6 protein-coding genes are annotated in these 13,531 nt (G+C 51.4%); 5 read left to right on the top strand and 1 reads right to left on the bottom strand.

What is annotated here, in order from left to right; translation table 11 throughout:
• Positions 1-9 precede the first annotated feature (9 nt).
• On the bottom strand, positions 10-3,543 hold the full coding sequence (gene dnaE / locus FRZ59_RS08400; RefSeq protein ID WP_132129467.1) for a DNA polymerase III subunit alpha: 3,534 nt from the start codon (positions 3,541-3,543) through the stop codon (positions 10-12).
• 102 nt (positions 3,544-3,645) lie between these two features.
• Between dnaE and FRZ59_RS08395 the strand changes: the two genes are divergently transcribed.
• The 5 genes from FRZ59_RS08395 to FRZ59_RS08375 all read left to right on the top strand — a co-directional run bounded on the left by FRZ59_RS08395 (position 3,646) and on the right by FRZ59_RS08375 (position 13,523).
• Positions 3,646-8,709 (top strand): translocation/assembly module TamB domain-containing protein, encoded by a 5,064-nt coding sequence (locus tag FRZ59_RS08395; RefSeq protein WP_132129466.1) that lies wholly within the window; start codon positions 3,646-3,648, stop codon positions 8,707-8,709.
• 127 nt (positions 8,710-8,836) lie between these two features.
• Positions 8,837-11,128, top strand: a complete 2,292-nt coding sequence (tamL, locus tag FRZ59_RS08390) for a translocation and assembly module lipoprotein TamL (protein ID WP_225975244.1) — start codon at positions 8,837-8,839, stop codon at positions 11,126-11,128.
• Positions 11,129-11,187: 59 nt separating this feature from the next.
• Positions 11,188-12,120, top strand: a complete 933-nt coding sequence (mdh, locus tag FRZ59_RS08385; RefSeq protein ID WP_132129465.1) for a malate dehydrogenase — start codon at positions 11,188-11,190, stop codon at positions 12,118-12,120.
• Positions 12,117-12,554 carry a retropepsin-like aspartic protease gene (locus FRZ59_RS08380; protein ID WP_132129464.1) on the top strand — a complete coding sequence of 146 codons (438 nt, stop codon included), beginning with the start codon at positions 12,117-12,119 and terminating at the stop codon, positions 12,552-12,554. Before mdh ends, FRZ59_RS08380 begins: the two co-directional genes overlap by 4 nt.
• Before the next feature lie 54 nt (positions 12,555-12,608).
• Positions 12,609-13,523, top strand: coding sequence for a hypothetical protein (locus tag FRZ59_RS08375; RefSeq protein WP_132129463.1), 915 nt, complete (start codon positions 12,609-12,611; stop codon positions 13,521-13,523).
• Positions 13,524-13,531 lie beyond the last annotated feature (8 nt).

The following is a 13,531-nucleotide window of genomic DNA, read 5'->3' as shown; positions in this document are numbered from 1 at the left end:
CACAACGGATTAATTTAAACGGTAGCTGATCTTTTCAATCTGGTTCAGTTCCGCAAGGAACTCTTCGCTGATTGCTACCTTTAATGTTTTGGAAGGCATATCCACTCCTATATTTTCTAAAGGATCACTGATACAGATCTTCAGGCTGCATTTTCCCGGATGATTCTTAACCAGGAGTTCCAGGCTGCTGATAAAGGGTTCGGCCACATCCTGCAGGCTGACAGAAAGGGTAAGACTGCGTGTCATTTTGTCTTTGACTTCGGAAAGGAGCTGCATCTGGTTCACCCGGATCTCCAGCAGATCCGGGTTCCTGAACCGCTCATCTACCCGGGCGGTAATATATACGGGAGTTCCTTCCTCCAGGAAATGCTTGAATTTCAGGTAATCTTCCGCGAATAGCAGCATCTTCATCGAACTCTTATAATCTTCCACCATGAAGCGCCCGAAATTGCGGCCCCGCTTGTCCATCCCTACATATACATTGGTAATGATCCCGGCGAACGAAAACTGTTTGCCCTTCAGGGCCGGAAGGTGTTCGTCCGATAATTTATCAATAGTAATTCCGCAAAAGCTTTCCAGTTCCAGCCGGAAATCGTCCAGCGGATGCCCTGAAAGATACATGCCAATCACATCCTTTTCCAGCCGGAGTTTTTCCAGAAGCGGCCAGGGCTCGCACTCCGGAAGCGCCGGCTCAGCGATATCAGCTTCTGAGGTTCCCCCGAAAAGCGAATGCTGGTTGGAAAGAAGGTTATTCTGGTAATCGTTCGAATATTTAATGAGCCTTTCGATGCCGTTGAACTTATCCGCCACCACGGCAAAATACCGGGCGCGGTGATACTCGCTGAAGCAATCAAAAGCGCCGCTGTAAACGAGGCACTCATAGGCCTTTTTGTTGACCATGCGCGGGTTCACGCGGCTCGCGAATTCAAAAATAGTCTGGTAAGGCCCGGCCTCCGAGCGTTCTTCAATAATATTTTCAACAGCTTTACTTCCTACCCCCTTGATACCGCCAAGGCCAAAGCGGACTTCACCCTTTTTATTTACCGTGAATTTGAAACTACTTTCATTCACGTCAGGGCCCAGCACGGCTATGCCCAAACGGCGGCATTCATCCATAAAGAAGGAAATATCTTCTATATTATTCTGGGCATTCAGCACGGCTGCCATGAACTCCGATGGATAATGCGCCTTCAGGTAGGCCGTTTGATAGGCCACGAAGGCGTAACAGGTTGAATGCGATTTATTGAAAGCATAGGAAGCAAAGGCTTCCCAGTCGGTCCATATTTTGTCGCAGACCTTTGGGTCATGGCCCCGCTCCTTGCAGCCTTCGGTAAACCTGGACTTCATTTTATCAAGGACATCCTTCAGCTTTTTTCCCATCGCCTTACGCAGCGTGTCTGCTTCTCCTTTTGAAAAGCCTGCCAGCTTCTGGGAAAGCAGCATCACCTGCTCCTGGTATACTGTAATACCGTAGGTATCGGCCAGGTACTCCTCCATCTCCGGCAGGTCGTACACGACTTCTTCCAAACCGTGTTTTCGCCTGATAAATTTCGGGATATACTCGAGCGGACCCGGCCGGTAGAGGGCGTTCATGGCGATCAGGTCGTCAAACTTGTCGGGACGAAGCTCCTTGAGGTATTTCTGCATACCCGAACTTTCAAACTGGAACACGCCGTTGGTTTCCCCGCGCTGGAAAAGCTCAAAGGTCTTCTCATCGTCCAGGGGCAGGGCATCGGGATCAATGTCCCGGCCGTGATTGGCCTTGATCATCCGGAGCGCATCCTTGATAATGGTCAGGGTCTTCAGCCCGAGGAAGTCCATTTTAAGCAACCCCGCATCTTCGATCACTTTCCCGTCAAACTGGGTCACCAGCAGGTCGGAGTCCTTGGAAGTCGTCGTGGGAATACAATCGGTAATGTCATTGGGTGCGATGATCACTCCTGCCGCATGTATCCCCGTGTTTCGAACGGAACCTTCCAGCAGCCTTGCCTCTTTCAATATCTTCGCCTGAAGATCATTGCCTTCAATTATGCCCCTGAGCTTCTGAATATTGGCAATATCGTCACTGTTATACCCCTTTTGCTTCAGGACGTCGATATCCATATCGAACACATGCCGGAGGCTGGTTCCCGGTTTATCAGGCACGAGCTTGGTCAGGTAATTGGAATCGGCCAGCGGCAGCTCCAGGGTTCGCGCCACGTCCTTGATGGACATTTTAGCGGCCATGGAACCATAGGTAATGATCTGCGCTACCTGGTTGCGGCCGTATTTATCTACGACATATTCGATTACTTTCTGGCGTCCCTCATCGTCAAAGTCCGTATCGATATCGGGCATACTCATCCGTTCGGGATTCAGGAAACGTTCAAACAGCAGGTTGTATTTAACCGGGTCAATATTGGTAATGCCAATACAATAGGCTACGGCGCTTCCTGCCGCGGAACCACGGCCAGGCCCCACCATGACACCAAGGTCCCTTCCTGCCCGTATAAAGTCGGAAACGATCAGGAAGTAGCCGGCAAAACCCATGCTTTTGATCGTAAACAATTCAAAATCCAGCCGTTCCCGCACATCCGTGCTGATCTCGCCGTATCGCTTCCGGGCTCCTTCGTAGGTAAGATGCCGAAGGTATTCGTCAATATCCGCAAACCCCGGAGGCAGGGGAAAATCGGGCAGCAGGATATCCCGCTTCAATTGCAGCAGGTCTACCTTGTCCACGATCTCGTTGGTGTTGTCAATGGCTTCCGGCAGGTCGCTGAACAATTGGTTCATTTCCGCCTGCGTCTTAAAGTAAAACTCGTCATTCGGGAAACCGAAGCGGAATCCTTTTCCGTCCCCGATAGGTGTGCTTTTTAACTCCCCGGTGTTGACACACAGTAAAATATCGTGCGCATCCGCATCCTGCTGGTCTATATAATGCGAATCGTTAGAGGCAATGATCTTTACATTATATTTTTTCGCAAACCGCAGCAGGACGGCGTTCACCTTCTCCTGTTCCTCCATTTTATGGCGCTGCAGTTCCACGTAATAATCTTCACCGAACAGGTCAAGCCACCATTTAAAAAGCGTTTCCGCAGCTTCTTCCCCTTTATGAAGAATAGCTTGCGGTACTTCCGCTCCTATGCAGCAGGTGGTAGCAATTAAGCCTTTATGGTATTGTAAAAGCAGTTCTTTATCAATCCGCGGCCACTTGCTGTACATGCCTTCGATATACCCCAGGGAGCAAAGCTTGGATAAATTCTTATATCCTTCCGCATTTTTGGCCAGCAGCAGCTGATGACAACGGTTGTCGCCGCTTTCCTTGGTAAAGCTTTTCCGGTGCCGGTCTTCCACCACGTAAAACTCGCAGCCTACAATGGGCTTCACATTAAATTTCCCCGCCTGGGCTACAAAATTGAAGACGCCGAACATATTGCCATGATCGGTAATGGCCACGGCGCGCATATTATCTTTTTGCGCTTTCTGAAACAGTCCTTTGATTCCGGCTGCCCCGTCCAGCAGCGAATATTGCGTGTGTACATGTAAGTGAGAAAATTCCGGCATGAGACAAATGTATCAAACTTTATTTTTAAAAAATCTCTGACTTTTCAACAGTTCAGCACGTATTTTGTTAAGATATTCGCAGTACGTCCGGGATAAAACATTTTGAAAAAAGGAATCAGCATCGCTTTTAAGGTAATTTTATGGGTTGTAGCCAGCGTCATTCTATTGGCTGGGGCGCTAATTCTGGTCATACAAATACCCGCAGTGCAGGATTTCGGAAGGAAGAAAGTAGTGGGCTACCTTCAGGAAAAATTTCAAACCGAAGTAGCTATCGGCCATATCCGGCTGGGCCTTCCCAACACCCTGCTGATTGAAGACGTCTACCTGGAAGACAGACAAGAGGATACTTTGCTGGCGGCGGGTCAGCTTTTCGTGGATATCAGCCCGTTCAGGTTACTGCAAAACGAGATTAAAATTAACGAAGTGCGGGTGGAAAATCTCTACTCGAACATTCGCCGCGAAGCTGACAGCTCCTTCAATTTTGATTTTATTACCGAAGCCTTCGAAACAGAAGAAACTCCGCCGGAATTGCAGGATACCTCGGCCACTCCCCTGATCATTTCCCTGGGAGAAATTACCCTGAATAATATCCGGCTGGATTACCTGGACAAAACACTCTCTTCGGAAGCGGCAGTTTCCCTGGGCCACTTTAATACAAGGATTAACGAATCCGACATCGCTGAAATGAGGTTCGCCGCGCAGGAAACCCAAACCGCGGGCCTCCGGCTGTTCTATAAGGACGAAGCCGGTGGCCTGGAAACCCGGGTAAGACTGGGACGGCTGGATCTATCCTCACTGGAATTTGATCTGCTCCGGCAGCAGGCAGAACTGGGAACCGTTCGCCTGGACAGCTCGCTGGCTGTGCTTGCATTCCGGGAAACTGCATCCGGGCAAGCAGCAGCGGCAGAGATGGCTGCGGAAGGACAGACGGCGGCGCCCGGCAAGGCAGCAACGACGCCCGGGACGCCCGGCCAGGCAGCAATGACGCCCAGGCAGGCAGCTGTCAAAAATACTAACAGCGTCGCAGCGGGAACGCCCGGCCCTGCGGATTCCGCAAGGATTGCGGCTGCGGCAACGGAAACTCTCTCGGCTGATTCCGGCTGGAAGGCGACGGTAAAGGAATTGCAGGTGAGCAATACCCGCCTTCGTTTTGATGACGATTCAGCTCCGCTGCAGCCGGCCGGGATGGATTATATGCACATGGATGTGAAAGGCCTCCGGCTGGACCTCCGGGACTTCCTTTACTCCCCGGATCAGCTGGCAGGCAGCCTGAAAGAAGCTTCCTTCGTAGAAAAAAGCGGCTTTACCTTAAAAACGCTCCGCACCGATTTTCTCTATACCGCCAGGGGCGCCTCTCTTGAAAAGCTTTATCTCGAAACCGCCGGCAGCCTGCTGCGGGAAGAGATCAAAATTGGCTACCCCTCCCTGGAAGCAGTTTCGGAAAACCCGGGAAGGCTGGCTATTGAGGCCCGTTTACCGGAATGCCGCCTGAGTTATGCAGACATCCTTTTGCTGGCTCCATTCCTGCTGGAATACGAACCTTTTAAATCTACGCGCAATGGTTTTATCGAAATTGACGGCCTTGCCCGCGGCAGGCTGGATGATCTTGAGATCGAAAACCTGGAATTAGCCACCCTTGACAAAACGTACCTGGCCGCGTCCGCCCGGCTGAAAGGCCTTCCGGATATGGAAAAGGCATGGTTTGATATTCAGCTCCGGGACATGACCTCGGGAAGGGAAGATATCCTCAGGCTGGCGGGCCCGGGCATGCTCCCTTCTTCGCTTCGGCTGCCTGCTTCGCTTTCACTGGAAGGCGCCTTTAAGGGCAGCATGAATGACTTCACCGGGAAGGCGCTGCTTCGCTCCAGCTATGGAAATATACACGCTGAAGGACGCATGGCGCCGGGAGCCGGAGAAGGCCGGGAGCAATACCAGGCCCGGCTGAGTATGACGGATTTTGACCTGGGGCGCCTTCTCAGGCAGGAAGATACGCTTGGAAGAGTAAGCTTCAACGCCGCACTGGAAGGAAGCGGGACCACCGTTGAAACGGCCGATGCCCGCCTGGAAGGCCGTCTGCAAAAAGCGGAATATAATGGTTATGAATACAAGAACCTGGAGTTGAAAGGGGCTGTCGGCAACCAGCAACTGCAGGCGCGGGCCGGCATGCAGGATCCCAATCTTCATTTCAGCTTGAATACTTCAGCCGACTTATCAGGAACGTATCCTTCGCTAAACCTGGAATTGCAGCTCGATACCCTTGACCTACGCGCCCTGAACCTGTATGAGAAGGAATTGCAGCTGAGCATGACGCTGGCCGCTGATCTTCCGACAGCCGACCCGGATTACCTGAACGGAACCGTTTCGGTGAATGATTTGTCCATGCAACTCGACAGCGGCGCTTACCGCATAGATACCATCCGTTTTCGTGCAAGCGCGAGCGACAGTCTTAAAACAATAGACCTGAACTCGGAATTCCTGAGGGCGAACCTGGCGGGGAACTTTAGCACCGGGGGGCTGGTACCCTCCATGATAGCGCACGTTAACCGGTATTTCAGGACCGCAGCGGAAGATTCACTCGCGCTTGCCGCCCGCGCCTCCCGGGAAACAGTTAAATCCGATGCGGAAAACGAGCCGGCTTTGGCGGATACGAGCGTGCAGCAATTGACCCTGACCGCCCGCATTTTCCATCCCCCGGTGCTGGACGAGCTGCTCCCGGAACTCAGCCGGCTGGATACCATATGTATTGACGCCCATTTTGATAACCGGGCAAATATCCTGCAGCTTAATGCCATTGCGCCAGGCATCCGCTACGGTTCCAATGAGATCGACAGCGTTCAGCTGACGGTCAACACCGCAGACACAAGCATTGATTACAATCTCTGGATAAAGAGATTCTACAATCCCGCCATACAAGTAGTAAACACCAGTCTGGACGGTCAGCTGGCAGGGAATCATGCAGGCATTCATCTGGTGACGCGTAACACGGACATGGAAGAGCGTTACCGGATAGGAGGAACACTGACCGCGGAAGAAGATGCCTACATGTTTCGCTTTAATCCTGGCGAACTGCTATTGGATTACGAGAAATGGGCGATCCAAAATAACCATCTTTTTTACTACAGCGATTCAGGGTACTACGCCAGGACTATCCGGCTGTCCAAAGGGGACCAGTTCCTGATGGTAAACAGCCGGGAATACCAGCCCGGGGCGCCGCTGGAAGTCAGTTTTAACGATTTTGAGTTGTCCACGCTTACCCGGATAGCACAGCAGGATTCCCTGGCGATAGGCGGGGAACTGAACGGCAGCGCCCTTATCAGCAATTCCGACAGCAGCATGGTTTTTGTTTCCGATCTGCTGGTCAGCGATTTCAGCTTTCGAAGGGACACGGTAGGCGACATTAGCCTAAAGATGAATAATGAAGAAGAAAATGCCTACGCGGCGGACATTTCTATTAAAGGCGATGATAACCAGTTGAACCTGGCAGGCTATTACTATCCCGAACCTGTGAACGGCAATAACTTTGACCTGGCCCTGGACATTCTCAACCTGGATATGGCTACCGTAGAAGCCTTTTCATTCGGCCAGATAAGCGAGGCGAGCGGGAGCCTGAAAGGCAGCTTCAATATCACCGGGAATATGGAGAAGCCCAGCGTTCTGGGAGGGCTGTCTTTCAAGGAAGTCGCCTTTACCCCTACTTATATTAATTCGCCGCTCTTCCTCGAAGACGAAACTATTGCGCTAACCGAAGAAGGAATCGGCTTCAGGGGGTTCACGCTGCTGGATTCCATGAAGAACAAGGCGGTCCTGGACGGCGACATTTTAACTACTGACTTCAGCGATTATCGTTTCGACCTGCACCTGAAAACCACCAATTTCCGGGCCATCAATACCCGGGAAGGCGACAACGAACTGTACTACGGCCAGCTTTACCTTGATTCGGATATCAGCATCCGGGGCAGCCTGGATAACCCGGAAGTGGACGCCTATCTTCGTGTAAATGAAAAAACAGATCTGACCATGATACTCCCCTCGGATGAACCGGGGGTGCAGGAACGGGAGGGAGTTGTGGAATTCGTGGATATGGACGCTCCCCCGGACACGCTTCAGGCGGATACGCTGAAGGCGGAAGCCGGTATCATTGGACTTAACCTGAGCGCCGACCTGGAAGTGGATGAGGAGGCCCAGTTTACCATTATCGTGGATCCCGTGAACGGGGACAACCTGAAAGTCAAAGGAAATGCGGCACTGAGTACCAGTATTGACCCGAACGGCGTTATTAACCTTACCGGGAGGTACGAGATCAGTGAAGGCTCCTACGAGCTTTCCTTTAACCTGATCAGGCGGCGGTTTGAGATCAGCGAGGGCAGTTATATTACGTGGGTGGGTGATCCTTATTCTGCCGATGTGGACATTACCGCAGTATATGTTGCCGAGACAGCTCCGCTGGAACTGGTACAGGATCAGCTGACAAACATGTCGCAATCCCAGAAGAATACCTTCAAGCAAACACTTCCTTTCCAGGTAGAATTGCATATGGAAGGAGAACTCATGAAGCCGCAGATATCCTTCAATATTGACCTCCCTGAAAAAGAAAGGGAAGCGCACGGCGGCATTGTTTATGCGAAGCTGCAGCAGCTGCAGCTTCAGGAATCCGACCTCAATAAGCAGGTTTTCGCCCTGCTGGTCCTGAATCGTTTCGTAGCGGAGAACCCACTGGAAAGCACAGGCGGCTCCAGCGTTTCCTCCCTCGCCCGTCAAAGTGTCAGCAAACTGCTGAGTGCGCAGCTGAACCGCCTCGCCGGCGACCTGATTGCCGGTGTTGACCTCAATTTCGACCTCGAATCTACGGAGGATTATTCCACCGGGCAGAAAGTTGACCGCACCGACCTGAACGTGGGCTTGTCCAAAAGCCTGCTCAATGACCGCATCACAGTAAACGTTGGCAGCAGCTTCGGGCTGGAAGGACAGGAAACCCGCGGCCAGGCCAGCACCATAGCCGGCGATGTTTCTGTGGACTACCAGTTGTCAAGAGACGGCAGGTACCTCCTTCGCGCTTACCGGCAGAATGAATATGAAGGCGTGATCGAGGGCCAGATCATTGAAACCGGATTAAGCTTTATCATCTCTCTGGATTATGATGAATTTAAAGAACTCTTCCAAAAATAACCGTCAGCGGTCATTAATACATAGTTTTTGGCTCACAGTTTCCAAAAACTATCCCACTCGCCGCACCCCGAAAACCGGCAACGACCAACTAAAAACTACAAACCAAAAACTACAAACCGTCGCCTTTTTGCTATGTATTTTATGTTTTGCATCCTGCAGCAATCTAAAGCATTTACCGGAAGGAGAAAAACTGTATACGGGAGCGGAAGTACAGGTGGAAGGGGAACAGCTGCCGCGGAAAGAAAAGAAAAGGCTGGAAGACGAATTATCGGACCTTACACGACCGCTGCCCAACAGCAAATTCCTGGGCATGCGGCTTAAATTATTCTTTTACAATCTTGCCGGGAATCCTAAAAAGGAAAAAAGCCCGGCTGCCTTTATAAAGAAAAAAATGGGAGAACCGCCGGTGCTGTACAGCTCTGTAGATATTGAAAAGAACAGGAACATTCTGGTGAATTCCCTGCAAAACCAGGGTTACTTTAAAGCGGAAAGCCAGGTAGACAGCAGCGTGGCCGAAAAAAAAGCGAGCCTTACCTATACGCTGGCGCCCGGCAGCAGGTATATGATCAGCAAAGTAGGCTTTCCGGCCGACAGCAGCGCGCTTGCCAAAGCGATCCGCGCAGACACGGCTGAAACTTTGTTAAAGTTGGGCGAACCCTACGACCTTACCACCATCAAGGCAGAACGGGAACGAATTGACAAATACCTGAAAGAACATGGATTCTACTATTTCAACCCGGACTACCTGATCGTAAAAGCCGATAGTACGCAAGGCGGCAGCGATGTGGAACTTTATGTCCGCGTCAAAGAGAACGCCCCCCGGAAGGCCAGGGAGGTCTACCGGATCAACAATATTTATATTTATCCTGATTACAGCCTTCAGGAAGACACTACGCGGCTTCAGGGCGATACGGTTTTTTACCACGGGTTCCATATTTTCGATCCGAAAGAGAAGTTCAAGACCCATGTATTCCGGCGAACCATGTTTTTTCAAACCGGGGACATATATAACCTGGAAGACCATAATCTTTCGCTGAACCGGCTCGTTCACCTGGGTACCTTTAAATTTGTAAAGAACCAGTTTACCGAAGTGCAGCCGGAAAGCAGGCACCGGCTGGACGTGTCCTATTACCTGACTCCGATGCCGAAAAAATCACTGAACGCCAAGCTTTCGGGCACCTCCAAATCCAACAACTTCGTGGGATCCGAGGTATCGGTAGGCTGGCTGCACCGGAACGCATTCAGAGGCGCTGAGCAGCTGCAACTCAATCTCACCGGCGGATTTGAAACTCAGACAAGCGGACAGCAGTCCCGGACCGGGGGTGGCTCCTATTTCCTGGGAGCAGAAGTTGACCTGCAGTACCCCAGGTTCATCACCCCTTTTTATGTCAGCAGTACCGGCGCTTATGTTCCGCGTACCCGCTTTACGGGCGCTTATGAACTCCGCAACCGTGCCAATTATTATTCCATCAATTCCTACCGTTTTTCCTTTGGTTATATCTGGAAAGAAAGCTCCCGGAAAGAACACACCCTGAACCCGGTCTCCATTACGTTTGTCCAGCCATTCAATACCACGCCGCTCTTTGATTCCCTGAAAAGAGCCGACCCGACGCTCCGGAATAGTTTCGACCGGCAGTTTATCCTCGGCGCCAATTATTCCTTTACATATACCGATCAGCTGGAAACAGAACGCCGTCATAATTTTTATTTCCAGGGAATGCTTGATCTTTCAGGAAACATCGCCGGGCTGTTTACCGGAAAGAACTCTCCCACCGACCAGGCAACCATTTTCAGGACCCCTTTCTCACAATATATAAAGGCGGAAGCTGACGCCCGCAGTTATTATAAGATCAATGACGGCCTTACCTGGGCCAACCGGCTGATACTTGGGGCAGGCCAGCCTTATGGAAATTCCAGTAGCCTTCCATTCGTAAAACAGTTTTTTATAGGCGGCAGCAACAGTCTGCGGGCTTTCCGTGCGCGCTCGCTTGGTCCGGGCAGCTATGATGCGGAAACAAGCGCTGAAAACAGCGGGGAGGAAACGCCCGGCAGCTTTTTCCCTGACCAGGCAGGCGATCTCAAACTGGAGGCGAATACCGAACTGCGCTTTGACCTGGTCAGCGCTTTGAAAGGAGCGATCTTCGCCGACGCAGGTAATATCTGGTTAATGCGGGAAGACCCTCTGAAGCCCGGGGCGGCTTTCAGCAGCAACTTTTATCAAGAGATCGCCGTGGGAACCGGGCTGGGATTACGCGTAGATCTTTCCTTTTTCGTGGTACGGCTGGATGTGGCCTTTCCGCTGCGGAAGCCCTGGCTGCCCGAGGGTGAGCGATGGGTAATTGACCAGGTGGATTTCAGCGATAAAAACTGGCGAAAGGAGAACCTGGTCTTTAATATTGCCATCGGCTATCCTTTTTAATATCCGTCCAAAATCCTTACTTTCGGGTTTTCTAATAACCCATTTAATTTACGAACGAAATGAAAATAACTGTAGTAGGTGCCGGCAATGTAGGTGCTACCTGCGCCAATGTGATTGCACACAAGGAATTGGCTAATGAAGTAGTTTTACTGGACATTAAAGAAGGAGTGGCGGAAGGGAAATCACTGGACATGTGGCAAACGGCCCCTATCAATATGTTTGACACCCGTATTACCGGATCTACCAATGATTACTCCAAAACTGCGGGCTCCGAAGTAGTTGTGATCACCTCCGGGCTTCCCCGCAAGCCGGGCATGAGCCGGGACGACCTGATCGCTACCAATGCAGGAATTGTACGTTCGGTCACCGAAAATATTATAAAGCATTCCCCGGAGGCTATCATCATCATCGTTTCCAATCCGCTTGACGTGATGACCTATTGCGCCTTCCTGGCTGCGGGAGTTCCCTCCCACCGCGTATTCGGGATGGCAGGCATTCTTGATACAGCGCGGTACCGGGCCTTCCTGGCGGAAGCCCTGGATTGCTCTCCCAAGGATATCCAGGCTGTGCTGATGGGCGGCCACGGCGATACCATGGTACCCCTTCCCCGCTACACGACGGTTGGCGGTATTCCCGTTACCGAACTCATTGACGGCCAAAAACTGGAAGCGATCGTTCAGCGCACTAAATCCGGCGGCGGCGAATTGGTGAACCTTATGGGCACATCGGCCTGGTATGCGCCGGGTGCTGCTGCCGCACAAATGGTGGAAGCCGTAGTAAGGGACCAGAAACGCATTTTCCCTTGCTGTGCCTGGTTGCAGGGCGAATACGGCCAGCAAGATATTTACCTGGGCGTTCCGGTAAAACTGGGCCGCAAGGGAATTGAACAGATCATAGAATTGCAGTTGAATGAAGACGAAAAAGCTTTATTGAATGAATCGTCCAAAGCGGTGAAGGAAGTGATGAAGGTATTGGACAACATGAATAAATGATTTCAACAACCATAGCGCTTAACATATTCAGCCTTGAGGGCGATGGGTTCCATCCCAAACTGGAGATCAGCATTAATGGCCGGCGTGAAACGGCCATCCTGGATACCGGAGCTTCCAAAACGGCTTTTGACATGCAATTGCTGTCACAGCTGCTGAGCCAGGAAGAGTTCCCGGCTGCCGAACGGCTGTCAACCGGCTTGGGAACTAATTCCATGCAATGTTTCACGGCGGTCATTGCGGAGTTGAAAGTGGGTGATTTTTGTATTCCTGATTTCGAAGTGGCGGTACTGGACCTGTCGCATATTAACCAGGCTTATCAAAAGCTGGGTTTGGAGCAGGTTCTGGGTGTTATTGGCAGCGACCTGCTGCATGAATACAAAGCCCTGATCGATTACGAAAGTCAAACCCTAACTCTCAGGAAAACAGAATTTTGATATTCCAAAAAAAGATCAGTAACTTCATAGAGGCTAAACCAAAACGGCCAGGTTGTGAAGTTACTGGTCTTCATCGCTGCGGTTTTTTTTATACCTTCTAAGGTAGTAAGCCAGGATCTTTCTGGAAAATGGTATGGGAAGATCACGCAGGGACCGGGGGGATACGCCAGCGAGTATGCCTTTGAGCTGGAGATCCTTCAAAAGAACGAAGAACTTTCCGGTATTTCCTTTGCTTACTACAAGGAGGACGTTGTCGCTAAATTCAATTATTATGGTTTTTTTGAAGAGGCCGGCCGGATCGTTCTGCAGGAAGGGCTGGTTCTCGAAAAAAAGACACCTCCACAATGGGTAGTCTGCATCAAAAGAATGGCGCTGACCTACCGTAAAGCCGACAGCGTCGAATACCTGGAAGGTGAATGGGCCGGGGTAGGCATAACAGACGGCGAAGCCTGCGTTCCCGGAGAAGTATACCTCAGCAAAACGCCGCATATTCCCCAATTGCTTCCTGAAAATGTACGCCCTCCGCTGGATGATACGCTGATCACCGTGGCTTTACCCGTTCCGGAGGCCGGCGACTCAGCATCCGCTCTTTCCGGCCCCTCGGCCGAAAGCCTCCCTGTTCCGGGAGGAAGATCTTTAAAAGCAGGAAACCAGGTCACGGTCCGGAGCCCGGACATCGTGGTGAAGATCGTAGACTACCAGATACTGGACGGCGATACGGTAACCGTCTATTTTAACGAAGAGAAAGTAGTTGACCGGCAATTGATCAACAAGGAACCAATCATACTTCACCTCCGGGTCGGGTATACGGCGCAGCCTGCCAAGCTGTTGCTTTACGCCGATAATCTCGGCCGCATTCCCCCGAATACGGCACTGATGGTTGTGGAAGACCGGAAAGGCCGCCAGCGGATCAAGCTCGAATCGGATTATGAACGAAGCGACGTACTTTATATCTGGTATGAGCAGTAAGGCCAGCC

The sequence above is a fragment of the Anseongella ginsenosidimutans genome (genome assembly GCF_008033235.1).
In the GTDB taxonomy this organism is placed as follows: domain Bacteria; phylum Bacteroidota; class Bacteroidia; order Sphingobacteriales; family Sphingobacteriaceae; genus Anseongella; species Anseongella ginsenosidimutans.
This window is presented reverse-complemented; position numbering and strand designations above follow the sequence as displayed.

Excerpts from the sequence above, each read along its gene's own strand:
- dnaE (WP_132129467.1), bottom strand. The coding sequence starts at position 3,543 with ATGCCGGAATTTTCTCACTTACATGTACACACGCAATATTCGCTGCTG.
- mdh (WP_132129465.1), top strand. The coding sequence starts at position 11,188 with ATGAAAATAACTGTAGTAGGTGCCGGCAATGTAGGTGCTACCTGCGCC.
- FRZ59_RS08380 (WP_132129464.1), top strand. The coding sequence starts at position 12,117 with ATGATTTCAACAACCATAGCGCTTAACATATTCAGCCTTGAGGGCGAT.